Source organism: Pseudomonas sp. 2,4-D (assembly GCF_030418155.1).
Lineage (GTDB): Bacteria > Pseudomonadota > Gammaproteobacteria > Pseudomonadales > Pseudomonadaceae > Aquipseudomonas > Aquipseudomonas alloputida.
In genome coordinates, this window is record NZ_JAUHUI010000005.1 from 1 (window position 1) to 26,281 (window position 26,281).

The following is a 26,281-nucleotide window of genomic DNA, read 5'->3' on the forward strand; positions in this document are numbered from 1 at the left end:
ACGCATTCGCGGGTAAACCCGCTCCTACAGGGCCCTTGGTGCTTTTGACAGGGCGGAGTGATGGCCGGTCGCCTCATACCTCTTGCCAAAAGTTTGGAATACCATAATATGATATCCCGTAGACCTTGAATCTGCAGGCCGCACCTACACTCACCCACGGCCACCAGACACTTTGTTTTAGCTGCTCCCCGAACACAGTTGGCGGGCGCACCACAAGCCCCGCCTCGAATAACAAAAAGCAACGAGGGCGTAACCATGCTGTTGAGCAAACGTGTAACCGCAGTGCTGTCCGCCAGCCTGCTGACCCTGGCATGTCAGGCCGCCCAGGCCGCCGACAGCCTCAACTTCGTCAGCTGGGGCGGTACGACCCAGGACGCCCAGAAAGAAGCGTGGGCCGTACCGTTCACCAAAGCCACGAACATCAAGGTCGTGCAGGACGGTCCCACCGACTACGGCAAGCTCAAGGCCATGGTCGAGAGTGGCAACGTGCAATGGGACGTGGTCGACGTCGAAGCGGACTTTGCCCTGCGCGCTGCCAGCGAAGGCCTGCTTGAACCCCTCGACTTCAACCAGATCAAGCGCGACAAGATCGACCCACGCTTCGTCTCTGACCATGGCGTCGGGTCATTCTTCTTCTCCTTCGTGCTCGGCTACAACGAAGGCAAGCTCGGGGCCAACAAGCCGGTGGACTGGACCGCGCTGTTCGACACCAAGGCCTACCCCGGCAAGCGAGCCCTGTACAAATGGCCTAGCCCCGGCGTGCTTGAACTGGCCCTGCTGGCCGACGGCGTAGCCCCCGACAAACTGTACCCGCTGGACCTGGACCGCGCCTTCAAGAAGCTCGACACCATCAAGAAAGACATCGTCTGGTGGGGCGGTGGTGCCCAGTCGCAGCAGTTGCTGGCCTCGGGTGAAGCCTCGCTCGGCCAGTTCTGGAATGGCCGTGTCTACGCCCTGCAGCAAGATGGTGCACCAGTGGGCGTGAGCTGGAAGCAGAACCTGGTCATGGCCGACTTCCTGGTCATCCCCAAAGGCGCCAAGAACAAGGAAGCGGCCATGAAATTCCTGGCCAACGCCAGCAGCGCCGAGGGCCAGGCCGAATTCGCCAACAAGACCGCCTACGCGCCGGTCAACGTCGACAGCGTGGCCAAACTGGACAAAGACCTCGCGCCAAACCTGCCAACTGCCTACGCCCAGGACCAGGTCACACTCGACTTCGCTTACTGGGCCAAGAACGGTCAAGCCATCGCGGCCCGCTGGAATGAGTGGTTGGTCAAATGAAAGTCGCCATCAACGCCCTGCATAATGCGCAAGGCACCCCCACGGGTGCCGGCGCCCCGGGCACCGCCCCGCGCCGCGCAAGCCTGAGCCAGCGCTGGAAAGGCAGCCGCAATCTGCTGCCTGCCCTGCTGTTCCTTGGCGTGTTCTTCTTCGCCCCGCTGGTCGGCCTGCTGCTGCGCGGGGTGCTGGAACCCACCCCGGGGCTGGGTAATTACGAGCAGCTGTTTGCCAACTCGGCCTACGCACGTGTGCTGTTCAACACCTTTTCGGTGGCCGGCGTGGTGACCCTGATCAGCGTGCTGCTGGGCTTCCCGCTGGCTTGGGCGATCACCCTGGTGCCCAAGGGCTGGGGCCGTTGGCTGCTGAACATCGTGCTGCTGTCGATGTGGACCAGCCTGCTGGCGCGCACCTACTCGTGGCTGGTGCTGCTGCAGAGCTCGGGCGTGATCAACAAGGCGTTGATGGCCATGGGCATCATCGATGCCCCGCTGGAAATGGTACACAACCTCACCGGCGTGGTAATCGGCATGAGCTACATCATGATCCCGTTCATCGTGCTGCCACTGCAGGCGACCATGCACGCCATCGACCCGATGGTGCTGCAGGCAGGTTCGATCTGTGGCGCCAGCCCGTGGACCAACTTCTGGAAGGTGTTCCTGCCGCTGTGCCGCTCGGGGCTGTTCTCCGGGGCGCTGATGGTGTTCGTGATGTCGCTCGGTTACTACGTCACCCCGGCGCTGCTGGGGGGCGCACAGAACATGATGCTGCCCGAATTCATCATCCAGCAGGTGCAGTCGTTCCTCAACTGGGGCCTGGCCAGCGCCGCTGCCGCACTGCTGGTGGCGATCACTCTGGTGCTCTTCTACCTGTACCTGAAGCTGCAGCCGGAATCCCCGGTTGGCAACGCGAGGTAAACCGCCATGCTCCTGTCTCCCAATGCCATGGGCCGCCCGCTGCGTACGGGCCTGTACCTGACCACCGGGGTCATCGCGGCCTTCCTGCTGCTGCCGGTGGTGTTCATCGTGTTGCTGTCATTCGGCTCGTCACAGTGGCTGGTGTTCCCGCCACCGGGCTGGACCTTCAAGTGGTACGGCCAGTTCTTCTCCAACCCGGAGTGGATGGACGCCGCACTGGCCAGCCTTAAGGTGGCCGTGCTGACCACCATCGCCGCCGTGCTGCTGGGCCTGCCCAGCGCATTCGCCCTGGTGCGTGGCCGCTTCCCGGGCCGCGAGCTGCTGTACGGGCTGTTTACCATGCCGATGATCGTGCCGCTGGTGATCATTGCCGTGGCGGTATACGCACTGTTCCTCAAGCTAGGTTACACCGGCACGCTGTTCGCCTTCGTGGTCAGCCACGTGATCGTCGCCCTGCCGTTCACCATCATCTCGATCATCAACTCGCTGAAGCTGTTCGACCAGTCGATCGAAGATGCTGCGGTGATCTGCGGTGCCTCACGCCTGCAGGCCATTTTCAAGGTCACTTTCCCGGCCATCCGCCCCGGCATGATCGCCGGTGGCCTGTTCGCTTTCCTGGTGTCCTGGGATGAAGTGGTGCTGAGCGTGATGATGGCCAGCCCCGACCTGCAGACCCTGCCAGTGAAGATGTGGACCACCTTGCGCCAGGACCTGAGCCCGGTCATCGCCGTGGCTTCGACCTTGCTGATCGGCCTGTCGTTGCTGGTCATGTTCATTGCCGCCGCCTTGCGCCGGCGCACCGAAAACGCCTGAGCGCGGAGAAAACAACAATGAGTGCAGTGATCAAAGACAACGCGCACGGCAAAACCCTCGTCAGCCTGCGCGGCCTGAACAAGCACTACGGCGACTTCACCGCCGTGGACAACCTCGACCTGGAGATCCAGGACGGCGAGTTCCTGACCTTCCTCGGTTCCAGCGGCTCGGGCAAGTCCACCACCCTGTCGATGCTGGCCGGCTTCGAAACACCGAGCAGCGGCGAGATCCTGGTCGACGGCCAGTCGCTGGTCAACGTGCCGCCGCACAAGCGTGACATCGGCATGGTGTTCCAGCGGTATTCGCTGTTTCCGCACCTGAATGTGCGTGACAACATCGCTTTCCCACTGGCCATTCGCAAACTCGGTGCTGCCGAAACCGCCAAACGCGTCGACGCCATGCTCAAGCTGGTGCAACTGGAACAGTTCGCCCACCGCAAACCCTCGCAAATGTCGGGCGGCCAGCAGCAGCGCGTGGCGATCGCCCGGGCGCTGGTGTACGAGCCGCGCATCCTGCTGATGGACGAGCCGCTCGGCGCGCTGGACAAGAAGCTGCGTGAAGACCTGCAGGACGAACTGCGCCAATTGCACCGCCGCCTGGGCATCACCATCGTCTACGTCACCCACGACCAGGAAGAAGCCATGCGCCTGTCCCAGCGCATCGCCATTTTCAGCCACGGCAAGATCGTCGGCCTGGGCACCGGTTACGACCTGTACCAGAACCCACCGAATGCCTTTGTCGCATCGTTCCTGGGCAATTCCAACTTCCTGCGGATCAAGGCCAGCAGCAACGGCGCGGGCAGCTTCGAGGGCCAGCCAGTGGCCATTCGCTTGACCCCGGGGCTGGCCGCCTCGCAGGATGCACTGATCATGGTGCGCCCGGAAAAGGCCGTGGCCCTGACCGCCGAACAGGCCACGCGTGACCCGCTGCCGGCGGGTTGGAACGAGGTCACTGCCAAGGTTGGCGAAGTGCTGTTCCTGGGTGAAAGCCAGACCTGCCATGTGGTGACTGCAGGGGGTACCGAGCTGACCGTGAAGGCACTGTCGGCGGCGGGCATGCCGATGCAGCCGGGCGACAGCGTGAAGGTGCGTTGGGCAGTGGCAGACGCTTGCATTTATACCGAATGGGCCGAGAGCGACCTGAGCAAGTCGGCCGGGGCGCATTAACGCTCTTGTGCGTTGCAGCGCCTGCCAGATCGAGCACCGCCCGCGCGGCACACGATCTGGCAGGCGCTGCACTATTGGAGGCGTACGCCCCGTCACATTATCATCACGCCACTGTCGTAATCTGCCGGCCAACTCTATGCCACAGGTCACCCGGCATGCTCCGCCTGCTTGTCTTGCTGCTCACCCTGCTACCACTCGCGACCCTGGCTGAGCCCCTGCACCTGCGCGTGCAAGGCTCCAACACCATCGGCGCGGCCTTGCTGCCCGCGCTGGTACAGGGGCAATTGCGCGCACAGCAGGCCACCGCCATCGAGCAACAGCCGGGCAAGGTCGCCAACGAGTGGGTGATTACCGCCCGCGACGGGCACGGCCAGCCCTTGCGCATCGACATTGCCGCCCACGGCTCGAGCACCGGCTTTGTCGCGCTGGGCCGTGGCGACGCGGACCTGGCCGCCGCCTCGCGGCCGATCAACGACAGTGAAGTGCGCCAGTTGCAGGCGCTGGGCGACCTTCGCGCAGCCGGCACCGAACAGGTGATCGGCCTCGACGGCGTCGCGGTCATCGTCCACCCCGACAACCCAATACCCCAACTGAACATCCGGCAACTGGCGTACATTTTCTCTGGGCAGATCCAGCGCTGGGAACAACTGGGCATACCTGGCGGGGCCATTCATCTGTATGCCCGTGACGACCGTTCCGGCACTTTCGAGACCTTCAAGGCGCTGGTGCTGGAACCTCAGCATGGCGAGCTTTCGGCCAAGGCCAGGCGCTTCGAGTCCAGTGACGAATTGGCGGCACGCGTGGGTACCGACCGCCAGGCCATCGGTTTCAGCAGCCTGGCCACCGCACACGGGGCCAAGGTGCTGGCGGTGGCCGAAGGCGACGCGCCGGCCATGCTGCCGGAGCGCGCACGGGTGGCCAGCGAGGACTACCCGCTCTCACGGCGCCTGTACTTTTACCTGCCGGCCAACCCCAAGCCCCAGGCCAAGGCCCTGGTCGATTTTGCCCAGAGCCCGGCCGGCCAGGCGATCATCGCCCAGCAGGGTTTCGTTTCGCAGCAGATCAAGGCCCTTTCTGTCGCCCCCCAAGGCGACATGCCACCGCCCTATCGTACCCTGGCCCGGCAGGCGCAGCGGCTGAGTGTGAACTTCCGCTTCCAGGAAGGAAGCGCCAGCCTGGATAACAAGGCCCTGCGCGACGTGCAGCGGGTGACAGAGTACCTACGCCAGGCCGGGAAGCTGCAGGGCAAGGCGGTGCTGGTGGGGTTCGGCGATCCCAAGGAAACCCCTGGGCGCGCAGCCCTGCTCTCCCGCCTGCGTGCGCAAGCGGTGCGCCGCGAACTGGCGCGCGGTGGCGTGGAGGTGCTGCAGGTGACCGGGATGGGCGATGAACTGCCAGTGGCCGGGAATGAACTGGAGCAAGGCCGGCTGCGCAACCGGCGGGTCGAGGTGTGGGTGTATTGATCCGGCCTTGCACACCCCCTGAAGCAGCCTTGTGCTGCAACGAGGCCCGAATGACAGAAGCGTTTCTCTGTCTGCAAGGGCCTCGTCGCAGCACAAGGCTGCGTCTACAGGCTGCACAGCAGGCTCCGCGTCATCAGCGGGTGACGGTGCGCATGGTCACGAACTCTTCAGCCGCCGTCGGGTGCACGCCGATGGTTTCGTCGAACTGCTGCTTAGTGGCACCGGCTTTAAGCGCAATGCCCAGGCCCTGAATGATTTCGCCAGCGTCAGGACCGACCATGTGGCAGCCCAGCACCTTGTCGGTCTCGGCATCGACCACCAACTTCATCAGGGTCTTTTCCTGAATGTCGGTCAGGGTCAGCTTCATGGCCCGGAAGCGGCTTTCGAATACCTGCACCTTGTGCCCGGCCTCCAGCGCCTGCTCTTCGGTCAAGCCTACGGTACCGATGGGTGGCTGGCTGAACACCGCGGTGGGGATGTTCTGGTAATCCACCGGGCGGTATTGCTCGGGTTTGAACAGGCGCCGCGCCACGGCCATGCCTTCAGCCAAGGCCACTGGGGTCAACTGTACACGGCCGATCACATCGCCAATGGCGAGAATCGAGGGCGCGGTGGTCTGGTACTGCTCATCGACCCGGATGTAGCCGCGCGCATCCAGCTCGACGCCGGTGTTCTCCAGGCCCAGATTGTCCAGCATCGGGCGCCGGCCGGTGGCATAGAACACACAGTCGGCTACCAGCTCGCGGCCGTCCTTGAGCGTGGCTTTGAGGCGACCATCCTCAAGCTTGTCGATGCGCTGGATGTCGGCGTTGAACTGCAGGTCGAGGCCGCGTTTTTCCAGCTCTTCCTTCAGGTGGGTGCGCACCGAGCCGTCGAAGCCGCGCAGGAACAGGTCGCCACGGTACAGCAGTGTGGTGTCGGCCCCCAGGCCCTGGAAGATGCCGGCGAATTCGACGGCAATATAACCCCCACCCACCACCAGCACGCGGCGCGGCAAGTCCTTGAGGTAGAAAGCTTCGTTGGAGGTGATGGCCAGTTCCTTGCCAGGGATGTCCGGTACCTGCGGCCAGCCACCGGTAGCGATAAGGATATGCTCGGCGGTGTAGCGTTGACCGTCCACTTCCACTTCGTTGGCGCCCGTCAGACGCGCGTGGCCTTGCAACAGGGTCACCCCGCTGTTGACCAGCAAGTTACGGTAGATGCCGTTGAGGCGCTCGATTTCCCGATTCTTGTTGGCAATCAGGGTGCCCCAGTCGAAATGCCCCTCTTCCAACGTCCAGCCGAAACCTGCGGCTTGCTCCAGCTCATCAGCAACGTGCGCGCCGTACACCAGCAGTTTTTTCGGCACACAACCGACGTTGACGCAGGTGCCCCCCAGGTAGCGGCTTTCAGCCACTGCCACTTTTGCGCCAAAACCGGCAGCAAAACGCGCTGCGCGCACACCACCGGACCCGGCGCCAATCACGAACAGATCAAAATCGAAGGCCATGTATTCACTCTCCCAGGCAGGCGTCCAGCATACCGCCGTTGGCCGCCGCAAACAAAAAAGCCACCCCGAAGGATGGCTTTGAGGCCAGCAGGGCTTATCAGTAAGCCTTGCCAGTCTTGTAGTAGTTCTCGAAGCAGAAGTTGGTCGCGTCGATGTAGCCTTCGGCGCCACCGCAGTCGAAACGCTTGCCCTTGAACTTATAGGCAATCACGCACCCATCCTTCGCCTGCTGCAGCAGGGCATCGGTGATCTGGATTTCACCGCCTTTGCCTGGCTTGGTATTGGCGATGATGTCGAAGATATCCGGGGTCAGGATGTAACGGCCGATGATCGCCAGGTTCGAAGGCGCGTCTTCCGGGGCCGGTTTTTCGACCATGTTGGTCACACGGAAGATGTCGTCGCGGATCATCTCACCGGCGATCACACCATACTTGTTGGTTTCCTGCGGGTCGACTTCCTGGATGGCGACGATCGAGCAGCGGTACTGTTTGTACAGCTTGACCATCTGAGTCAGTACGCCGTCACCTTCCGGGTTGACGCACAGGTCGTCCGCCAGCACCACCGCGAACGGCTCGTCGCCGATCAGTGGGCGGCCAGTAAGAATCGCGTGGCCAAGGCCCTTCATTTCAGTCTGGCGCGTGTACGAGAAGGAGCACTCGTCGAGCAGACGACGAATACCGACCAGGTATTTTTCCTTGTCGGTGCCCTTGATCTGGTTTTCCAGCTCGTAGCTGATGTCGAAGTGGTCTTCCAGGGCACGCTTGCCGCGCCCGGTAACGATGGAGATCTCGTTCAGACCCGCATCCAATGCTTCTTCAACGCCATACTGGATCAGTGGCTTGTTGACCACCGGCAGCATTTCCTTGGGCATGGCTTTGGTAGCAGGCAAGAAGCGCGTGCCGTAGCCGGCTGCCGGGAACAAGCATTTTTTGATCATATACGTCCTTACAAAAGGCTAGGCCTGTGGAATTCGGCGCAGTCTAATCAGGCGGCAGTCACCTTACAATGCCCCCGACAACGACCGTTGCCATCATAGAGATATCCCAGTGTAGATAGTTCCGAGGGATCGTAAATATTGCTGTCATACATGACCGTTGGATGACAGGAAAATCAGCGTGCCGGTGGCGGCCTCTTCGACGGGCTCACGCGCCAAGAGGCCGCCACCGGCTTAGCTCAGCTACCTGTCCCTTGCCCGATCAGCACCCCATCAACCTGCTGACCATACAGGTTAACCCCATCATTGGCATGAAACTTCACCCGCGTCTTCTCGATGGATCCCTCTACCAACCGCGGGTCCTGTGGCCGCTCGTGGCGGTTGATCCACGCCGCCACGTCCCAGGCCTGTTGATCGCTGAGGCTGCCCGGCTTGCCCAGCGGCATGTTGTACTTGATGAACGACGCCGCGGTATTGATGCGGTGCATGCCGGCCCCCCAGTTGTAGGAGTCCTTGCCCCAAAGCGGCGGCATTACGTACTCGCCTGCGACCTTTTGCCCTTCACCGTTATCGCCATGGCAAATCGCGCATTGTTCACGGTAAACCTGCTGGCCGCGCTTGAAGTCATAACCGCCCTTGGGTTGTGCCACCTCCGGATAACCACGTCCGGCAATCTCCACACCGGTCGGCGCCTTGGTCGACAGCCAGTATGAATACACCGCCAATGCCGTCATCTGCGGGCTGTCAGCGGCCGGCGGCTTGCCGTTCATGCTGAACTGAAAACACCCTTGGATACGCTCGGCGAAGGTGTTGACCTTGTCATTCTTCTTACGATAGGCCGGGTACATCGGGTAGGCCCCCCACAGCGGCGCCGAGTGCGCCAACCGCCCCTGATCGAGGTGGCAGTTACTGCAGTTCATGCCGTTGCCCACCGCCTCGGGCATCAGTCGGCGGGTGTCGACGAACAAGGCGTGGCCTTCACGCACCATTTTGCCAAAGGCATTATCGGGCAACTCACGCTCAGCAGGCGGCACGAACTGCGGTGTCGCCTGCACACCGGGAACCTTCAACTGCGACTGGTCTTCCATGGCGATCGGCGTGGCCTGGGCGCTGCCCACGGCCAGCAGCAACAAGACGGGAATCAGGTTTTTCATGGCGTGACCTCCTGACTGGCGGGGCGGGCGAAGAACTCGGCAACGGCCTTGATCTCCTCATCGGTCATGGCCTTGGCCACGCCGACCATCAGCTGGTTGGGGTCATTGCTGCGGCTGCCGTCGCGCCAGGCATTGAGCTGTGCCACCAGGTAACTGGCGGGCTGGCCGGCCAAGGGCGGGAAGTGTTCGCCCACCCCGCCGCCACCCGGCCCGTGGCATTGCACGCAACCTGGAATCTGCCGGCTCCAGTCGCCGTACAAGGCCATGCGGATAGTCGGGTCATCGGCAATCTGCTGGCGGTGCAGGTCGCCAGCGGGCGCTGCCGGCAGGCTGGCCAGGTAGGTACTGACGGCCTTGATTTCATCGTCGCTCAGGGCCTTGGCCAAAGGTTCCATGACTGGCTGCTTGCGGCTGCCGTTGCGCCAGTCCTGCAACTGCTTGGCAAGGTACCCGGCCGGTAGCCCGGCCAAACGTGGAAAGCCGGCAGCCGCAATGCCATTGCCGTCCGGGCCATGGCAACCCAGGCAGGCCATGGCGGCGGGGTTGGCCCCACCCTGGGTGAAGACCTTCTGACCATCAGCGGCATGTGCCGTGGGCCAGATCAGGATCAGCAAGCTGCCGATCATCACGCGTCTCAACGGTGTCATCACGAATCTCCTTTTCTTTTGTTATATGTTTAGGCTTAAAACATATAAGCAGAGAAAGGAGGACCCGTTGCTTCAGATCAACTTCCGGAGATGCACTGCGTTGCGGCAGTGCGCACATCGCCAAGGCGCAGCGGGAAGTTATTCAGCCGCTCGTGCAGTTTGATACTGCTGCCGCTGCCGCGCTTGTCGATATCCACCAGCGCGGCCGGGCCGGCACCTGAGGTGATTTTCTGCGGTACGATCAGCCGCAGGCCATCGCCACGCTGCTCTTCGGTCAGCGGGTCACGCGTATCGGCAAGCTTCTCCTTTACGCAATCGGCATAGGCGCGTGGGCTCTTGCCAGAGATCACATCCATCGTTTCACGCGATTGCTCCAGCTCCGCGACGCTCACGCAGCCACCGAGCGTCACCGACAACGCCGCCACCATCCACTTCATTTGCTGCACCTCTGCCTTCAAGAATTCGCTTCGACCACATCCAGGCGGTTTTGCTCCCTGCTTTGGCAGAATTATCTACGCCCGGCGATCAACGCGGCAGTGTAACGGCACATCGTGGTATCTTTTGCTTTTGCAGATCCAAACCTTGCGGAGCATCACATGAAATTCGTACACCAGCGCGAGCACCTCAACGAGGACGATATTGTCGTCATCGAGTGCTCCCAGCGCTGCAATATCCGCCTGATGAACGACGCCAACTTCCGCAGCTTCAAGAACGGCGGCCGTCATACTTACCACGGCGGCCATTTCGAGAAGTTTCCGGCGAAGATCACCGTACCCAGCACCGGCTTCTGGAACATCACCATCGATACCGTCACCACTCGCCCGATCTCGGTCACCCGCAAGCCAACGCTGACCCACAAGATCAAGATCATCCGTCGCTCGTCGTCGAAACTCAGATAAGGCCACCATGACCCAGACCATCAAGTACGTCATCAAATACAAGCTCGACGGCCAGCGTCGCTGGGATTTCGCGCTGATGCCCGATGCCTCGCAGGAGCAAGCCCTTGAGGCCCTGCGCAAGATCCACGGCGAAGACGCCGAGAAAATCAGCGACATCCAGGTCAGCAAGGCCCTGTAAGACTCGCCGCAAGCCCCCGCCGCATCGCTCGCCCCACGCAAGGAGAATCGCATGAGCCACTGGCCCGACCGCCGTATCCTCGACCTGCTGGGCATCGAGCTGCCCATTCTGCAGGCACCCATGGCGGGGGCGACCGGCTCGGCCATGGCCATTGCCGTGGGCCTGGCAGGTGGCTTGGGCGCCCTGCCCTGCGCCATGCTCAGCGGCGAACAGGTGCGCGCCGAGATCGCTGCATTCCGCGCCGGCTGCCCGGGGCGCCCGCTGAACCTGAACTTCTTCTGCCACCAGCCGCCAGCGCCCGATGCCGAGCGCGATGCGCGCTGGAAGCAGGCGCTTGAGCCTTATTACAGCGAAGTGGGCGCCGATTTCACGGCGCCCACGCCGGTGTCCAACCGTGCGCCTTTCGACGAGCAGAGCTGCCTGCTGGTCGAAGCGTTGCGCCCGGAGGTGGTGAGCTTCCACTTCGGCCTGCCGCAGGCCGAACTGCTGCAGCGGGTAAAGGCCAGCGGTGCCAAAGTACTGTCCAGCGCCACGACCGTGGAAGAAGCGGTCTGGCTGGAGCGCAATGGCTGCGATGCGATCATCGCCATGGGTTATGAAGCCGGTGGCCATCGCGGCATGTTCCTCAGCGATGACATCACCAGCCAGATAGGCACCTTCGCGCTCGTACCGCAGGTTGCCGATGCCGTCGGCGTGCCAGTGATTGCCGCCGGTGGTATCGGCGACCACCGCGGGCTGTTGGCGGCACTGGCCCTGGGTGCATCGGCAGTGCAGATCGGCACGGCTTACCTGTTCTGCCCCGAGGCCAAGGTGTCGCCAGCGCATCGCCAGGCGCTGGACAGCGCGCCTGCCAGCGACACCGCCCTGACCAACCTGTTCACCGGCCGCCCGGCGCGAGGCATCAACAATCGCCTCATGCGCGAGCTGGGGCCGATGAGCGAGCTTGCACCGCGCTTCCCGCTGGCGGGCGGGGCATTGATGCCTTTACGGGCAATCACCGATCCGCAGGGTAATAGTGATTTCAGCAATCTGTGGTCGGGGCAGGCGTTACGGCTGGGCCGGCACATGCCGGCGGGTGAGCTGACCCGGGAGATTGCCGGCAAGGCACTGGCAGTAATCGGTCACCAGGCATTCTGACAGGCAGGCCTGGCCTCTTCACGGCCAATGGCTTATCGCTATATAGTTAAGGCTATAACGATAATCTCAAGGAGCTGTCTTCATGCGTATCCGCTCGCCCCAGTTGACCTTCACTGCCCTGGCCAGCCTGCTCGCCTTCAACACTGCCTGGGCCGACGAAGTCCAGGTCGCGGTCGCAGCCAATTTCACAGCCCCTGTCCAGGCCATCGCCAAGGAATTCGAAAAAGACACCGGCCACAAACTGGTCGCGGCCTACGGCGCCACCGGGCAGTTCTACGCGCAGATCAAGAACGGTGCACCGTTCGAAGTGTTCCTCGCCGCTGACGACACCACCCCCAAGAAGCTGGAAGCAGAAAAGGAAACCGTACCTGGCTCACGCTTTACCTACGCCATCGGCACCCTGGCCTTGTGGTCTGCGAAGGAAGGCTACGTAGATGCCAAGGGTGAAGTACTGAAAAAGAACGAATACAAACACCTGTCCATCGCCAACCCGAAAGCGGCACCTTACGGCCTGGCCGCCACCCAGCTGCTGGACAGGCTGAAGCTCACCGAAGCCACCAAAGGCAAGATCGTCGAAGGCCAGAACATCACCCAGGCCTTCCAGTTCGTCTCCACCGGCAACGCCGAGTTGGGCTTCGTCGCCCTTTCGCAGATCTACAAGGACGGCAAAGTAACCCATGGCTCGGCCTGGATCGTGCCGTCCAACCTGCACGACCCGATCCGTCAGGACGCCGTCATCCTCAACAAAGGCAAGGACAATGCGGCCGCCAAGGCACTGGTCGAATACCTCAAAGGCCCGAAAGCCGCAGCGGTGATCAAATCTTATGGTTATGAACGCTGATGCCACTCGATGCCAGTGACCTGGGCGCCATCTGGCTGACCGTAAAACTGGCCAGCCTGACCACCCTGATCCTGCTGGTCATCGGCACCCCGGTCGCCTGGTGGCTCGCGCGCACGCGCTCATGGCTGCGCGGGCCGGTGGGTGCGGTGGTGGCACTGCCGCTGGTACTGCCACCGACGGTGATCGGCTTTTACCTGTTGATCGCCCTTGGCCCGCACGGCTGGCTTGGTCAGGCCACCCAGGCGCTAGGCCTGGGCAGTGTGGTGTTCAGCTTCACAGGCCTGGTGATTGGCTCGACGGTGTACTCCCTGCCGTTCGTGGTGCAACCCCTGCAGAATGCCTTTGGCGCGATCGGCCAGCGCCCCCTGGAAGTCGCCGCCACCCTGCGCGCCAGCCCATGGGATACCTTCGTTCACGTGGTGCTGCCGCTAGCCCGCCCTGGCTTCGTCACTGCCAGCATCCTCGGCTTTGCCCACACGGTGGGCGAGTTTGGCGTCGTACTGATGATCGGTGGCAACATCCCCGACAAGACTCGCGTGGTTTCGGTGCAGATTTTCGATCACGTCGAAGCCATGGAGTATTCGCAAGCCCACTGGCTGGCCGGGGCCATGCTGGTGTTCTCATTCCTGGTGCTGCTCCTGCTGTACGCTGGACGCCGTGGCAAAGCTGGCTGGAGCTGAAATGACCGCATCGATTGTGGCGCACCTGAAACTGGCACGCGACGACTTTACCCTGGACGTCAACCTGCACCTGCCCGGGCGCGGCATCAGCGCGCTGTTCGGCCACTCTGGCTCCGGCAAGACCAGCTGCCTGCGCTGCCTGGCCGGGCTGGAACGGGCCGCCAGCGCCTATATCGAAGTCAACGGCGAAGTCTGGGAAGACAGCACCCGTGGCTACTTCCAGGCACCGCACCTGCGCCCGGTGGGCTACGTGTTCCAGGAAGCCAGCCTGTTCCCGCACCTGTCGGTGCGCGGCAACCTGACGTTCGGCTGGCGCCGGGTAGCGCCCGCTGCACGCAAGGTCAGCCTCGACCAGGCGTGCCAACTGCTGGGTATCGGCCACTTGCTGGACCGCCGCCCGGCAACCCTGTCGGGTGGCGAGGCGCAGCGGGTGGGTATTGCCCGCGCCCTGCTCAGCAGCCCACGGCTGTTGTTGATGGACGAGCCGCTGGCAGCCCTCGACGGCCCGCGCAAGCGCGAGATATTGCCCTTCCTGGAGCGCCTGCACGACGAACTGGACATCCCCCTCATATATGTCAGCCACGCCCAGGATGAAGTCGCGCGGCTGGCCGACCACCTGGTGTTGCTGGAACAAGGCCGGGCGATCGCCAGCGGCCCGATCGGCGAAACCCTGGCTCGCCTTGACCTGTCGCTGGCCCAGGGCGACGACGCCGGCGTCGTGTTCGAAGGTAGGGTGGTTGGGCACGACCCACACTACGGCCTGCTTGACCTGCGCCTGCCCGGCAGCAGCGGGCCGCTGCTGCGCATCACCCACGCGGCGCAGGTGATGGGCAGCACCCTGCGCGTCAAGGTGCAGGCCCGGGATGTCAGCCTGGCACTGGCGGCGGACAGCGCATCGAGCATCCTCAACCGCCTGCCGGTGCGTGTGCGCGAGAGCTGCCCGGCGGCCAACCCGGCGCATGTGCTGGTCAGCCTGGATGCTGGCGGCAATGCCCTGCTTGCACGCATCACCCGCTTCTCGGCAGACCAGCTCGGTTTGCACACGGGGCAGATACTGTTCGCCCAGATCAAGTCGGTGGCCCTTTTGGGTTGAGCATCCTTAGCGCGCGTATTGTCCATTGATCAGTGACCTGATCGAGGCCCACCGCCCATGCTTGACTGCCCCCTGCCGCGCACCCTGCACTACGTTGACGACAGTCAGCCGGGCCTGACCCGTCGGCGCTGGCGCGACCGTTTCATCTACCTGGATGCCGATGGCCAACGAGTACGCGACAGCGAAACCCTCGCACGCATCGCCGCACTGGTGATCCCCCCGGCCTACACGGATGTGTGGATCTGCGCCGATCCGCAAGGCCACCTGCAAGCCACCGGCCGTGATGCCCGTGGCCGCAAGCAGTACCGCTACCACGCGCAGTGGCGCGAACTGCGCGACCAGCACAAATACGGGCGCATGCTTGCGTTCGCCCAAGCCTTGCCAAAGCTGCGCACACAGCTGGAAGCCCACTTGGCGCGGCCAGGGCTGGACCGGGAAAAGGTCATGGCGCTGGTGGTGAGCCTGCTGGACCACACCCTGATCCGCATTGGTAACCAGCGCTACCTGCGCGATAACCGGTCGTACGGATTGACCACCCTGCGCAATCGCCATGTACAGATCAAAGGCAGCAGCATTCGCTTTCAATTCCGCGGCAAGCGCGGCGTCGAACACAACGTCACCCTCAACGACCGGCGCTTGGCCAACCTGCTCAAACGCTGCATGGAACTGCCTGGGCAGGCACTGTTTCAGTACCTGGATGAAGACGGCCAGCGCCATAGTGTCGGCTCCACCGAGGTCAATCAGTTTCTGCAGCAGTTGACCGGCGCCGACTTCACTGCCAAGGACTATCGCACCTGGGCCGGCAGCAGCCTGGCATTGAACCTGCTGAAGCCCTTGGCCTGGGAGCCGGAGAGTGAAGCCAAACGTCAGGTCGCAGCAATAGTCCGCCAGGTAGCCACGCGCCTGGGCAATACGCCGGCAGTGTGCCGGCGCTGCTACATCCACCCGGCAGTCCTGGAGCACTATACCTTGGGGCGCCTTGCCAATTTGCCGAAAAACCGTGTGCGCAAAGGCCTGGACCCGGAGGAAGTGGCCTTGTTGTTGTTTCTTCAGGCACTCGAGGAACAGGAGGCCCATTGAGCTTGTCTATTCAGCCCATGATGCGAAGAAATTTCCCATTAGCCGCCAACCCCCCTATTCTTGCCAGCGAGCACCTTGGCCGACAAACCGTTGACGGTTTGCTTTGGCACCTGCAACTGAAGACACGCAACAGAATTTGTCTGTCGGGGAATTACTATCCGCCGAAAGCGTCTTTAATGAGAAGGAAGAGGGACAAGCTCCCGCCGCCACGGCAACTAGCCCGGCGGACTTTTACATCACCAAGGAGAACTACATGCTGATACTCACCCGTAAGGTTGGCGAAAGCATCGTCATCAACGATGACATCAAAGTCACCATTCTGGGCGTCAAAGGGATGCAGGTGAGGATCGGTATCGATGCACCGAAAGATGTTCAGGTCCATCGAGAAGAAATCTTCAAACGCATCCAGGCCGGCAGCCCGGCTCCGGAGAAACACGAAGACTCACACTGAGCGTCACCCGAGGGGCATGGATGCGCTCGACCGCCAGCCTCAGGTGCCTATTAACTGATGCACCGTGGCGATCATCTCATCCATGTCGAACGGTTTGTCGAATATTGCGGCAAACAGGGCCGGGCATCCTTGGCTGGCCTGTGCGCCGCTCATGAGGATGACCGGCAACTCGCTTAACGCAGGGTCCTCGCGGATGGCACGCGCCAACTCCTCACCGTTGAGTAGCGGCATCATGTAGTCGGTAATCACCAGCTGCACACGTTTTTCCTTCAACGCCTCCAGTGCTTTGCAGCCATTGCTCGCCTTTTCCACCAGGAAACCTTCGTCCTCCAGGGCAAACCCGAGGATATCGGCGATCAGGTATTCGTCATCGACAATCAGGATGGTGTTCATCGGCTCGTCCGTCACCCGCTCTCCTGCGGCGTCGGCGTTCCCGAAAGCACACCGCAGGCACCTTCGAACGCCTTGCGCAAGGTAATGCCTTGCGGCCCGATCAGCAGCTCGTGCAAGGCCGGGTCATGGTGACTGTCACGCACCTTGAGGACCGACAGCATGCGCCGTAGTTGCGAGTCCAGTTCGACAAAGCGCATCAGCATAAGGTTGTCGACGATAGTCGACAGGTCCGGCGCGGGGGCGCTGATTTCCGCGCCGAAGATGTCGCGCATCTCCCAGGTCAGCATCACGCTGATATCGCGCGCGCGCAACTCACCCGCCAGCGCGCGGAAAAACGCATTTAGCCGCGTCGGGTCAATAGCCAGGCGGCTGAATGCGCCAAGGCTGTCGATCACCACGCGCTTGCTGCCCTGCGCCGCTACACGCTCCAGTAGTCGCGCGCCAACCTGGTCCAGCAAGCCCTCGGTGGTCGGCTGCCAGCACAGCTGCAAGCTACCGCCCTGCTCCATCGCGGCAAAATCGTAACCGAGCGAAGCGGCCTTGCTGCGCAGGCGTTCGGGTGTTTCGTAAAAACCGAAATGCAACCCCGGCGCCTGCGGGGTGCTGGCACCCAGAAAGGCCAGGCCCAATGATGTCTTGCCAATCCCCGAAGGCCCCATCAACAGGCTGACTGACCCGGTGGCCAAGCCTCCGCCAAGCATTTCATCGAAGGTTGGTACGCCGCTGCTGATACGCGCCAAGGTGCCACTGCCCAATTGGCTGGGGTGGCTGAACAACGCTTCCAGGCGAGGATAGACCTGCATGCCGGACTCATCGATAAGGCATTCGTGACGCCCCGACAACGCACCACTGCCGCGGGTCTTGCGCAATTGGACATGGCGCACGGCGCGGCTGCCGACCAGTTGCTCACCCAGTTCGATCACGCCATCGACCATGGTGTGTTCCGGGCTGCCCTCGTCCAGCCGGGCACTGGTCAGCAACAGTACGGTGCAACCGGCAAAGGCTGCATGCCCCTGCAGCTCAGAGACGAACTTCTTGGTGTCCAGCGCGGTTTCCGCACGTACCCGGGCATTGAGCACACCGTCGACGATCAGCAGGCTGGCCTGTTGCCGGGCAATTTCCTGGCGCAGCAAGCGCACCACCGCATCCAGCCCGTCCTGCTCAAGGGTATCAAAGGCGCTGACGAACTGGATTTTGTCACCGACCAGCGCCGGGTCGAAGAAGTCCAGCGTGGACAGGTACTGGAACAAGCGTTCGTGCGACTCGCTCAGCAAAGTGGCCACCAGCACCCGACCACCGCCACGCACGTGGCCGCAGGCCAGCTGATTGGCGAGGATGGTCTTACCGGCCCCTGGCGGCCCCTGGACAATGTAGGAGGCGCCAGCTATCAGGCCACCCTTGAGCAACGCGTCGAGCCCGTCGATCCCCGTTACCAGCCGCTTCAGTGCCTGTGCCATGTTGTCTACCTGTCGAGTGGGCTATCCGTCTGGTCCTGATACATTGGCAAGTACAGTCGCATGCAAGTTCCCCGGCCAGGCTCGCTGTCGACACAAATGGCACCGCCACTTTGCCGGGCGAAACCATAGACCTGGCTGAGCCCCAGGCCGGTACCCTTGCCGAAAGGCTTGGTGGTGAAAAACGGCTCGAAGATACGCGGCAGTATCTCTGTGGGTATGCCTTCGCCGCTGTCTTCCACCTCGAAGCGCACGAAGCTGCCCTTCAGCCCTTCAACTTCGCCGAACAGCTCGACCACATCGACTGTCAGGCTGATGCGGCCATGCCCGTCGATGGCATCACGAGCATTGAACAACAGGTTGAGCAACACCATCTGCAGTTGCCCGGCATCCACCTCGATCAACGGCAGGTCCGGTTGCAGCAACACCTTCATGTCAATCGAGCTTGGCAATGCATGTTCAAGCAGGCCACGCGTAGCATTAACCAGCTCTGCCGGGGCAACGCTGGCCACATCGAACTTGCGGTGACGGGCAAAACTGAGCAGTTGCTGGGTCAGTTCGGTGCCACGCTGGCTGGCATCGAGGATGTGCTGCAACATACGCTGGGTGCGTGCCGGGTCCTGGGTGGCCAGCGCCAGGCGCGCCGAGCTGATGATGATGGTCAACATGTTGTTGAAGTCGTGCGCCAGACCACCGGTCAACTGGCCGAGGGCTTCAAGCTTCTGCGCCTGGAACAGCTGGGCGCGCACTGCGTCGAGCTGCTGCGCCGTCTCGCGACGGTCAGTGATATCGCGTGTCACCTTGGCCAGGCCAATGATCTGGCCATTTTCATCACGGATCACATCCAGTGCCGCCAAGGCCCAGAACTGCGTGCCGTCCTTGCGCACCCGCCAGCCTTCGTCCTGCGCCACACCCTGCTCCAGCGCCTGGCATAGCAGACGCTCAGGGCGGCCCTCCGCACAATCCTGCGCCGTGAAAAACAACGAAAAGTGCTTGCCGATCACTTCATCTCTACGGTAACCCTTGATCCGTTGCGCACCTGCGTTCCACGACACCACATGGCCAGAAGGGTCGAGCATGTAGATGGCATAATCCACCACCGACTGAACCAGCTGTTCGTAACGATGGGCAGGCATGACGGAAGCATCGAGGCAGTCAGCTGAAACCATGCAAACTCCACTGGCACAGCAGGAGGAAGGAAATGAGCGTAGCCCGGAGTGTCTGCCAGTAGACAGCTGAACGACTACAGGCAGTCAGCGTTCCGGCTCGGCCAGCGTCGGACTGATGCATCGCGGCATGGCCACTTTCAGCAACCACAGGCTGAGCAGCATGATCATACCACCGCCGGCCAGCGCCAACATACGCTGCTGCTGTGAGTGCTCCGCATCAAAGCCCAGCAACAACAGATAAACGCCCAGGCTGATCAGGCTGATGTAAAGAAATGCACCCAGCACGAGCACTTGCGCGAACAACAGCCGCCAGAATAACCGGGGACGCACCACACCTTCACCAACCCGGCCCTGAGTCATTACGCAACACTCTTGGATCCAATGATGGGCGACAGTGGCGTAACGACAGCACGGTGTCAATTGCCGGTTCGATCACCCTTCTATCTGTTGATCATAGGCGCTGCAGTTGACTCAACTATAACAATGGGTTATAAAGCGCGCTTGATTGCGAAGCCCTTCTGCTTAGAAGCGAGCTGGTCGTTGCGACCCCTTCAAGCGTGCGAGTGTGGTGGAATTGGTATACACAGCAGACTTAAAATCTGTCGGCGTGAGCCTTGCGGGTTCGAGTCCCGCCACTCGCACCAAACTTCGTTGAAAAGGCGCCCCTGCGGCGCCTTTTTGCTGCCTGAAAGCAATGTCTGGCGTAGCTGCTAAAGTGGAGCTTGTCCCCGTCCACTGGAACGCCGCCATGCGCTACTCCCTGTTCGATGGTCAACGCGACATCATTATCCTGATCGCCCGCGTACTGCTGATGATCCTGTTCGTCTTGTCTGGCTGGGCCAAGCTGACCGGCTTCGATGGCACGGTAGGCTACATGACCTCGCTCGGCGCCCCTGCCCCGATGCTGGCAGCAGGGATTGCCGTCATCATGGAGTTTCTCGTCGCAATCCTGTTGATCCTCGGTTTCTACACACGGCCGTTAGCATTTCTGTTCGCGCTGTTCGTGCTGGGCACGGCGCTGCTGGGCCACCCATTCTGGAACATGGTCGACCCTGAGCGCAGCGCCAACACGACCCAGTTTCTGAAAAACCTCAGCATCATGGGCGGCCTGCTGTTGCTCGCGGTAAGCGGGCCTGGGCGGTTCTCGGTGGATGGTCGCTGAGTCAGTCGTCTTCGCAATCGTCGAACCAGGCTGGGTGATCGCGCTCTTCGTCATCAAGGTCATCCAGCGTTTCCTCGTCTTCCTCCACTTCATCCTCGGCGCCCTGGGCATCCGCCTCGGGCTCCACGTCGTCGTAGAGAAATTCGTGGTCAAGCAGGTGATCATGCTCGGGTTCGTGCAGGTCGTCTTCGTCGCGCATGCTGGCTCCTGGGATAATGGCAGGCCTGTATAGGCTGATCAGGGTGCCGGGTCAATGCGTGGTCGCTTAATCCTGGGTTAACCGGACCGGCGCAACCTGCAGGCTCTCCCTTCAAACGTCTTTTGCCCGCCTTCCATGGCGGGCTTTTTTCACCATGACTCCAGCACCGAACTTTGCTTGACTACGCCATAGCCAGATACAGCAAGTTTATCAATAAGTTAGGCGGATTCATCATATGCAGTAAGCCAAGCACGCAGGAAGGCATCGCCCTGGGGCTGACGGGCTGCGCGCAAATTTTTGGCCAGCCAGGAACCTGGCGTAGTGGCACGGCCACTGACAGGCCGTTCGCCGTTGCTGACGACCTACTTGCTGCGTCCGGAAGGCGAGCCTTCGGAAATGCTCGCCCGCTTCATCGAATGCTTAATTCGGATTTCTAACGAACTGTATTAGTGGCTGCCAGGCTCGCCCTGCTGCTTTGATGAACTGCTGCAGCAAATTTGAGTAGTAACGACCTGATTTGCGACTCATTATCTGGCAGGCATAAAAAGCTCACGACTTCCTCCGGGGATTTTCCAATGAGAGGGATGCGTAACAACAGATGCTCAAGTTTGCAACAACGCCGTATTCGTTGACGCTTCACGTGAGCTGCCTGAGATAGCCAAAATTTTCACGATGTCCTCTTGTGCCCGAACGAATTCAATTCAGCTGCTGGCAGTCGGCTGCGACAGACCTATAACGAAACGAATGCTGCGACCAAACCAATCCCACATGCTGGAAGCATTCACGGCCCGGGCGCTGGGGTTCCAGCGTCATTGAGGATAATCAGACCACGCTCGTCCGGTTTCTAGGCCATGGCAGGCAGGTGGACAGCGCGATCAGGCCGAGCACCGTTACCGCGCCGCAAAGCACGCCAAGGCCGGTGCCGAAGGCCGCGCTGACCCCCATTGCCACCAGCGCGGCGCTGCCGATCTGACAGAACCCTACCAGTCCTGACGCGGTGGCCGCATGCCCGTGCTCACTCGCAATGGCCCCAGATACCGCCAGCGACAGCGACGAACCATTGGCGAGACTGACCAGGCACATCGGCAGCACCACAGCGGCCGCGCCATGTAGCCCCAGAGCCAGCACGGCCAGGAATGCCGCCCCGCCAAGTACGAAGCACATGATGCCGACAGCGAGGATACGGTCGTAGTGCCAGCGATCAAGCAGCCGCTTGGTCAGCAGGTTGGCAGCGATGATGCCGGCCGTCAGCGGCAGGTACAGCCAGCCGCTTTGCTCCTCACTCAAGCCTTGGCGCGCAAAAAGAAACGGCGATTGGGTCAAGTAGACGAACCAAGCGCAATAGATCGCGCAGACCACCAATGTATAGCGGCGAAAAGTTCGGTCGTGCAGGACATGACTGAAGCCGGCAAAGGGGGAGGTACGGGTACGGGCCGCGATGGGTAGCGTTTCCGGTAGCAGCGTCATTGCCATCAGCAGTGCCATGCCACCGAACGCAGCGACGAACAGGAAATCAGCTCGCCAGCCGAAGGCCGCTGCCAAGTGCCCGCCTATGGCCGGTGCCAAGGCTGGCGACAGCGACACCAGCGGGTAGATCACCGCATAGACCTTGGCAGAGGTGCGCTTGTCGCAGGTGTCGGCGATCAGGGCGCGACCCACGACCAGGCCCGCAGCCGCGCCGACTGCTTCCAGCATGCGCCACGCCAGAAACCCGTTGTAGGTGGTGGAGGTGGCACAGCCCACCGAGCCGACGATGTAGAGGGCGATGCCTCCCAGCAGTATGGGCTTGCGGCCATTGCGATCCGACAGTGGCCCGTAGGCCAACTGGGCAAATGCCAGTGCCAGCAGGTAGAACGAGATGGTCTGCGGCATCTGCCAGTCGGCGATGCCGAACTCGGTGGCCATGCTTGGCATTGCGGGTAGATAAACGTCCGAAGCAATCAGCCCGAAGGCACTCAGCATGGCGACTGTCAGGATGAAGGGTAAGCGAGGCATGGTAGCTCCCCGGCAGCCAGGCGGGCCGGCTGCGCGTCAAAGGGTTCAAAAGGGATTGACGCAATGCTACGGAGACGCCTTTCATGTGAAAATGCATAAAATAGCAGCATATGGCTGCATATTTGCAGCCCCAACAATGGGGGTAGGAATGAACTGGGACGACGTGCGGATATTCCTGGCAATTCAGCGCGCCAGCACCTTGCGCGGGGCGGCGCAGCAACTTGTCATCGACCAGACCACGGTGAGCCGGCGTCTGACCGGATTGGAGCGAGCGCTGGGCAGTCGGCTGTTCCTGCGCACCACGGGCGGCTTGGTGCTAACGGACACCGGCCAGGAAGTGCTGCGTATGGCCGAGGACATGGAACGCATGGCAGTCTCCTTCGAGCGCCGCGGCGAAGGTGCCGATGCGCGCGTGGCCGGTGAGGTGCGCGTGACCACCACCGACGCCCTGGCGGTGGACTTCGTGCTTCCTGCCATTGAACACCTGCGCGCCAGCCATCCTGAAGTGCGGGTGATCCTGAGTACTACGACGCGGTTGCTCGACTTGGCACGGCGGGAGGCCGACATTGCTGTACGTACCCTGCGGCCAGAGCAACCTGACTTGATCGTTCGCCAACTCGGCTGCTGGGAAGTCGGCCTGTACGCTACCCGAAGCTATCTGGAAAAACATGGCGAACCACAGCCCGGACAAGGCCTTGCGAATCACGATATTGCACTTTACCAGCAGGGTGTGACCAGCCGGCAGGACAACACGCTGGCGGGTGAATCCAGAGCACAGGGGCGCGTGGTTGCCGAACTGGATTCGAGCCTGATGCTCGCGACCTTCGTGCGCGCCGGCCTAGCCATAGGCGAGTTACCCGAGTACCTGGCCCAGCGCGATCCCGCGCTGGTGCGGCTATGGCCGGGGTGCCGGCGGGCCAAGTCCTACGAGGCGTGGCTGGTGTTGCACCAAGACTTGGCGCGCACGGCCAGAGTGCGTGTCGTTGTGGAGGCGATCACATCGGCTTTCTCCGATTGAACGTCAGGCATGGCTCACAACGCCGCAGCACCGCAAAGTGGCGCGAAGTTCAGCTAACCCGGCGCCCGATATAAGTTTCTGGCCTTCAGAAAACCCTCGCAAATTACTTGACGTCGGCCGCTTTTTTGTGAGCCTGCGCACTTCGGTGCAGATGATGACAGCCTCATGACCTGACCTTCACGAAATGTCGACATCCGGATGGGCACACTGGCCCTGCTCCGTATGTTCTTGCAGCCCGCCGCATCCTTGCCGCGGGCTTTTCTTTTTTCTGCAAAGGCCAGTCAGGTATACGCAGGTATTTTGTGGAAGCGCCCACCATGACCATGACCTGAAGCAGTTTTGCCTGGCCCGGCAAGGTCTATGCTGTCCCGACGATAACCCAAGCTCACATCGGATAGACACGGAGGCTCTCATGAAAGCTGCTGTCGTTGCACCAGGCCGTCGCGTGGACGTGATAGAGAAAACCTTGCGCCCTCTCGAACACGGCGAAGCGTTGCTGAAGATGCAGTGCTGCGGTGTGTGCCACACCGACCTGCACGTGAAAAATGGCGACTTTGGTGACAAGACCGGTGTAGTACTGGGCCACGAAGGTATTGGCGTGGTCCAGGAAGTTGGCCCGGGCGTCACCTCGCTCAAGCCAGGCGACCGTGCCAGCGTTGCCTGGTTCTACCAGGGTTGCGGACATTGCGAATATTGCAACAGCGGCAACGAGACCCTGTGCCGCGACGTGAAGAATTCCGGCTACACCGTGGACGGCGGCATGGCCGAGGCCTGCATCGTCAAGGCCGACTACTCGGTCAAAGTACCCGACGGCCTCGACTCCGCTGCCGCCAGCAGCATCACCTGCGCCGGCGTCACGACCTACAAAGCAGTGAAAATCTCCAACATCCGCCCCGGCCAATGGATCGCCATCTACGGGCTCGGCGGCCTGGGCAACCTGGCCCTGCAATATGCCAAGAATGTGTTCAACGCCAAAGTGATCGCCATCGACGTCAACGAAGAGCAACTGCGCTTCGCCAGCGAGATGGGCGCGGACCTGGTCGTCAATCCGCTCAACGAAGATGCCGCGAAGGTCATCCAGGCCAAGACCGGTGGCACACATGCTGCCGTCGTTACTGCCGTGGCCAAAGGCGCGTTCAATTCTGCCGTCGATGCCTTGCGCGCTGGCGGGCGACTGGTGGCCGTCGGGCTTCCGTCGGAGTCCATGGACCTGAATATTCCTCGCCTGGTGCTTGATGGGATCGAAGTGGTGGGCTCGCTGGTAGGTACACGCCAGGACCTGCAGGAAGCCTTCCAGTTTGCCGCTGAAGGCAAAGTGGTGCCCAAGGTAACGCTGCGACCGATCGAGGATATCAACCAGATCTTTGACGAGATGCTGGAGGGCAAGATCAAAGGCCGGATGGTGATACAGTTCGAAGGCTGACAGGCCGAGCCAGGTCATGTGAAACCACAGCAAAGCCCGTAGATGACCCTCTACGGGCTTTTTGCCTTCTCAATTGTCAAAGGAACAGACCATGACCGTCGACTGGCACGCCGGGCCGATCACCCGTACAACTCCCCTGGACAAGCATTACCGCAACACGCAGAAGGTTCGTCAGTTTCTGCTCAGCGAGTGCGGCGCGGCATTCAAGTTCGACCGTGGACTCATGCTTTGGATCAAGAGTGGCACCCCATCAACCATGGGTGACGTCGCGGACGAATGGCTACGGAGGTATGGGTGACGTTCTGTATCTGACGGCTGCAGGCAGGCCTTGGCTGCAGCCGTTGCGTTCAGCATCTTGTCCAACGATTCAACCATGCTGGAATAATCCATTTCCTGACTCCCTCGATGGTGGAATTGGCTTGAGTTCAATCCTAGACTGCGAACATTTCAATATTTGATGAGGAAACCTGGAAATATCACTCATCCTTCATGCTGAAGACCGACGCCCGCGAGGTGTGGTTCAAGAAAAGTGCTCAACCTGCAAGGGCGAGCCTGTGCATATGAGGAGATCGGTATGTCCATTCGAAGCTTGGCGAAGCACCTGCCGCCGGACCCTTCGCGGGAAGGCTGGGTCATCGGATGGGGAGTCCTGAGAGACCGACATCCATGGCATTTTGTCGACGTTTATGCCGACCAGAAGACGGCCAAGGCAGAGGCGGAACGCAGAGGAGACGGCTACGTGGTGGAGTTCGGCTCGCACCGCTTGGGGACGCATGAGTTTATCTGCGGTATAACCTTACCTGAAGGCTGACGCTCGATCGAAAAAGGTCATGGACAGGACCTCAGGGAATTATCTGCCCATTGGCAATAGCACTGGCTTCGAGCTTGGCACGCTCCGCGTCCAGAAAAACATAAGCGGCTTGTAGCGTGGTGATCTTCGTTTGAATCTCGGCCATCTTGGCGGCGACCAAGACGGCACCTTGCGCGCAGTCGATCGTGTTACCCCGCCTGGCCACAAGAATGTCCCCAATCTCAGCAAGTGAAAAGCCCCCGCCCTGGGCACTCTGTATAAAAGCCAAGTCAGCAACGGTCTGTTCACTGTAACTACGATAGTTGTTGGCTTGTCGCTGTGGCTCAATAAGCCCGAGCTGTTCGTAATAGCGCAATGTATGGCGGCTGAGCCCACTCCGGCGCTCCAACTCTCCAATATTCACGTTAAAAATCCTTGACTGTAGAGCAGGCTCTACA

30 protein-coding genes, 1 tRNA gene and 1 pseudogene are annotated in these 26,281 nt (G+C 61.5%); 20 read left to right on the forward strand and 12 right to left on the reverse strand.

Features of this window, described 5'->3' with window-relative positions:
- Positions 1-255 precede the first annotated feature (255 nt).
- The 5 genes from QYE47_RS05930 to QYE47_RS05950 all read left to right on the forward strand — a co-directional run bounded on the left by QYE47_RS05930 (position 256) and on the right by QYE47_RS05950 (position 5,637).
- The gene (locus QYE47_RS05930; RefSeq protein ID WP_004576593.1) at positions 256-1,281 is read left to right on the forward strand and encodes an ABC transporter substrate-binding protein; all 1,026 of its coding nucleotides are present in this window, start codon (positions 256-258) and stop codon (positions 1,279-1,281) included.
- Complete coding sequence (locus QYE47_RS05935) at positions 1,278-2,195, forward strand: ABC transporter permease (protein WP_014590488.1); 918 nt, start codon at positions 1,278-1,280, stop codon at positions 2,193-2,195. The genes QYE47_RS05930 and QYE47_RS05935 overlap by 4 nt, the downstream gene beginning before the upstream one ends.
- Positions 2,196-2,201: 6 nt before the next feature.
- Entirely contained in the window at positions 2,202-3,008 is an 807-nt protein-coding gene (locus QYE47_RS05940) for an ABC transporter permease (protein ID WP_003256236.1), read from the forward strand.
- Between the two features lie 17 nt (positions 3,009-3,025).
- On the forward strand, positions 3,026-4,174 hold the full coding sequence (locus tag QYE47_RS05945; RefSeq protein WP_014590487.1) for an ABC transporter ATP-binding protein: 1,149 nt from the start codon (positions 3,026-3,028) through the stop codon (positions 4,172-4,174).
- A gap of 155 nt (positions 4,175-4,329) precedes the next feature.
- A complete protein-coding gene (locus tag QYE47_RS05950) occupies positions 4,330-5,637 on the forward strand; it encodes a substrate-binding domain-containing protein (RefSeq protein ID WP_014590486.1) in 1,308 nt (435 codons plus the stop codon).
- Between the two features lie 133 nt (positions 5,638-5,770).
- Here QYE47_RS05950 and gorA read toward each other — a convergent pair whose 3' ends face one another.
- The 5 genes from gorA to QYE47_RS05975 all read right to left on the reverse strand — a co-directional run bounded on the left by gorA (position 5,771) and on the right by QYE47_RS05975 (position 10,298).
- A complete protein-coding gene (gene gorA, locus QYE47_RS05955; protein WP_003256243.1) occupies positions 5,771-7,126 on the reverse strand; it encodes a glutathione-disulfide reductase in 1,356 nt (451 codons plus the stop codon).
- A 97-nt stretch (positions 7,127-7,223) separates the two neighbouring features.
- Positions 7,224-8,063, reverse strand: a complete 840-nt coding sequence (galU, locus tag QYE47_RS05960) for a UTP--glucose-1-phosphate uridylyltransferase GalU (RefSeq protein WP_014590484.1) — start codon at positions 8,061-8,063, stop codon at positions 7,224-7,226.
- 236 nt (positions 8,064-8,299) lie between these two features.
- Positions 8,300-9,214: a c-type cytochrome gene (locus tag QYE47_RS05965; protein WP_070383713.1), complete on the reverse strand. Its 915-nt coding sequence runs from the start codon at positions 9,212-9,214 to the stop codon at positions 8,300-8,302.
- The gene (locus tag QYE47_RS05970; protein ID WP_070383712.1) at positions 9,211-9,861 is read right to left on the reverse strand and encodes a cytochrome c; all 651 of its coding nucleotides are present in this window, start codon (positions 9,859-9,861) and stop codon (positions 9,211-9,213) included. The genes QYE47_RS05965 and QYE47_RS05970 overlap by 4 nt, the downstream gene beginning before the upstream one ends.
- 77 nt (positions 9,862-9,938) lie before the next feature.
- The gene (locus QYE47_RS05975; RefSeq protein WP_019438771.1) at positions 9,939-10,298 is read right to left on the reverse strand and encodes a hypothetical protein; all 360 of its coding nucleotides are present in this window, start codon (positions 10,296-10,298) and stop codon (positions 9,939-9,941) included.
- A 159-nt stretch (positions 10,299-10,457) separates the two neighbouring features.
- Here QYE47_RS05975 and QYE47_RS05980 point away from each other — a divergent pair, with 159 nt between their 5' ends.
- The 8 genes from QYE47_RS05980 to csrA all read left to right on the forward strand — a co-directional run bounded on the left by QYE47_RS05980 (position 10,458) and on the right by csrA (position 16,220).
- On the forward strand, positions 10,458-10,760 hold the full coding sequence (locus QYE47_RS05980; RefSeq protein ID WP_003250918.1) for a DUF1883 domain-containing protein: 303 nt from the start codon (positions 10,458-10,460) through the stop codon (positions 10,758-10,760).
- A gap of 7 nt (positions 10,761-10,767) precedes the next feature.
- Positions 10,768-10,938 (forward strand): hypothetical protein, encoded by a 171-nt coding sequence (locus tag QYE47_RS05985; RefSeq protein ID WP_012051910.1) that lies wholly within the window; start codon positions 10,768-10,770, stop codon positions 10,936-10,938.
- Positions 10,939-10,989: 51 nt separating this feature from the next.
- Positions 10,990-12,075, forward strand: coding sequence for a nitronate monooxygenase family protein (locus QYE47_RS05990; protein WP_019438770.1), 1,086 nt, complete (start codon positions 10,990-10,992; stop codon positions 12,073-12,075).
- 82 nt (positions 12,076-12,157) lie between these two features.
- The gene (gene modA, locus QYE47_RS05995) at positions 12,158-12,916 is read left to right on the forward strand and encodes a molybdate ABC transporter substrate-binding protein (protein WP_014590479.1); all 759 of its coding nucleotides are present in this window, start codon (positions 12,158-12,160) and stop codon (positions 12,914-12,916) included.
- Complete coding sequence (modB, locus tag QYE47_RS06000) at positions 12,916-13,596, forward strand: molybdate ABC transporter permease subunit (RefSeq protein WP_014590478.1); 681 nt, start codon at positions 12,916-12,918, stop codon at positions 13,594-13,596. The genes modA and modB overlap by 1 nt, the downstream gene beginning before the upstream one ends.
- Before the next feature lies 1 nt (position 13,597).
- On the forward strand, positions 13,598-14,689 hold the full coding sequence (gene modC, locus QYE47_RS06005) for a molybdenum ABC transporter ATP-binding protein (RefSeq protein ID WP_014590477.1): 1,092 nt from the start codon (positions 13,598-13,600) through the stop codon (positions 14,687-14,689).
- A 57-nt stretch (positions 14,690-14,746) separates the two neighbouring features.
- On the forward strand, positions 14,747-15,769 hold the full coding sequence (locus QYE47_RS06010; protein WP_012051905.1) for a DNA topoisomerase IB: 1,023 nt from the start codon (positions 14,747-14,749) through the stop codon (positions 15,767-15,769).
- Positions 15,770-16,022: 253 nt separating this feature from the next.
- The gene (csrA, locus tag QYE47_RS06015; RefSeq protein ID WP_012051904.1) at positions 16,023-16,220 is read left to right on the forward strand and encodes a carbon storage regulator CsrA; all 198 of its coding nucleotides are present in this window, start codon (positions 16,023-16,025) and stop codon (positions 16,218-16,220) included.
- A gap of 39 nt (positions 16,221-16,259) precedes the next feature.
- Here the strand turns inward: csrA and QYE47_RS06020 are convergent, their stop codons facing one another.
- The 4 genes from QYE47_RS06020 to QYE47_RS06035 all read right to left on the reverse strand — a co-directional run bounded on the left by QYE47_RS06020 (position 16,260) and on the right by QYE47_RS06035 (position 19,596).
- Positions 16,260-16,613, reverse strand: coding sequence for a response regulator (locus QYE47_RS06020; protein ID WP_010954660.1), 354 nt, complete (start codon positions 16,611-16,613; stop codon positions 16,260-16,262).
- A gap of 11 nt (positions 16,614-16,624) precedes the next feature.
- The gene (locus tag QYE47_RS06025) at positions 16,625-18,070 is read right to left on the reverse strand and encodes an ATPase domain-containing protein (RefSeq protein WP_070383711.1); all 1,446 of its coding nucleotides are present in this window, start codon (positions 18,068-18,070) and stop codon (positions 16,625-16,627) included.
- A gap of 5 nt (positions 18,071-18,075) precedes the next feature.
- Positions 18,076-19,236, reverse strand: a complete 1,161-nt coding sequence (locus QYE47_RS06030; RefSeq protein WP_070383710.1) for a nitrogen regulation protein NR(II) — start codon at positions 19,234-19,236, stop codon at positions 18,076-18,078.
- A gap of 84 nt (positions 19,237-19,320) precedes the next feature.
- A complete protein-coding gene (locus tag QYE47_RS06035; protein WP_014590473.1) occupies positions 19,321-19,596 on the reverse strand; it encodes a hypothetical protein in 276 nt (91 codons plus the stop codon).
- Positions 19,597-19,795: 199 nt separating this feature from the next.
- Between QYE47_RS06035 and QYE47_RS06040 the strand changes: the two genes are divergently transcribed.
- A tRNA-Leu gene (locus QYE47_RS06040) sits at positions 19,796-19,880 on the forward strand.
- 104 nt (positions 19,881-19,984) lie between these two features.
- Positions 19,985-20,398, forward strand: a complete 414-nt coding sequence (locus QYE47_RS06045) for a DoxX family protein (protein ID WP_019438763.1) — start codon at positions 19,985-19,987, stop codon at positions 20,396-20,398.
- 1 nt (position 20,399) lies between these two features.
- Here QYE47_RS06045 and QYE47_RS06050 read toward each other — a convergent pair whose 3' ends face one another.
- Positions 20,400-20,597, reverse strand: coding sequence for a hypothetical protein (locus QYE47_RS06050; protein WP_070383709.1), 198 nt, complete (start codon positions 20,595-20,597; stop codon positions 20,400-20,402).
- 260 nt (positions 20,598-20,857) lie between these two features.
- On the opposite strand from QYE47_RS06050, the pseudogene QYE47_RS06055 reads away from it, so the two are divergent.
- Positions 20,858-21,047 (forward strand): annotated as a pseudogene (locus tag QYE47_RS06055) (hypothetical protein); the annotation flags it as partial.
- Between the two features lie 372 nt (positions 21,048-21,419).
- Here the strand turns inward: QYE47_RS06055 and QYE47_RS06060 are convergent.
- Positions 21,420-22,592, reverse strand: a complete 1,173-nt coding sequence (locus QYE47_RS06060; RefSeq protein WP_014590439.1) for a multidrug effflux MFS transporter — start codon at positions 22,590-22,592, stop codon at positions 21,420-21,422.
- Between the two features lie 148 nt (positions 22,593-22,740).
- On the opposite strand from QYE47_RS06060, the gene QYE47_RS06065 reads away from it, so the two are divergent.
- From QYE47_RS06065 to QYE47_RS06080, 4 genes are all read left to right on the forward strand, one after another.
- Positions 22,741-23,610, forward strand: coding sequence for a LysR family transcriptional regulator (locus tag QYE47_RS06065; protein ID WP_019438760.1), 870 nt, complete (start codon positions 22,741-22,743; stop codon positions 23,608-23,610).
- 412 nt (positions 23,611-24,022) lie between these two features.
- A complete protein-coding gene (gene adhP / locus QYE47_RS06070; protein WP_070383708.1) occupies positions 24,023-25,033 on the forward strand; it encodes an alcohol dehydrogenase AdhP in 1,011 nt (336 codons plus the stop codon).
- A 91-nt stretch (positions 25,034-25,124) separates the two neighbouring features.
- Positions 25,125-25,331, forward strand: coding sequence for a DUF6434 domain-containing protein (locus QYE47_RS06075; RefSeq protein WP_041166882.1), 207 nt, complete (start codon positions 25,125-25,127; stop codon positions 25,329-25,331).
- Positions 25,332-25,607: 276 nt separating this feature from the next.
- On the forward strand, positions 25,608-25,844 hold the full coding sequence (locus QYE47_RS06080; protein WP_070383707.1) for a hypothetical protein: 237 nt from the start codon (positions 25,608-25,610) through the stop codon (positions 25,842-25,844).
- Between the two features lie 31 nt (positions 25,845-25,875).
- On the opposite strand, the gene QYE47_RS06085 is transcribed toward QYE47_RS06080, so the two are convergent.
- The gene (locus QYE47_RS06085; protein WP_019438756.1) at positions 25,876-26,247 is read right to left on the reverse strand and encodes a MerR family transcriptional regulator; all 372 of its coding nucleotides are present in this window, start codon (positions 26,245-26,247) and stop codon (positions 25,876-25,878) included.
- Positions 26,248-26,281 lie beyond the last annotated feature (34 nt).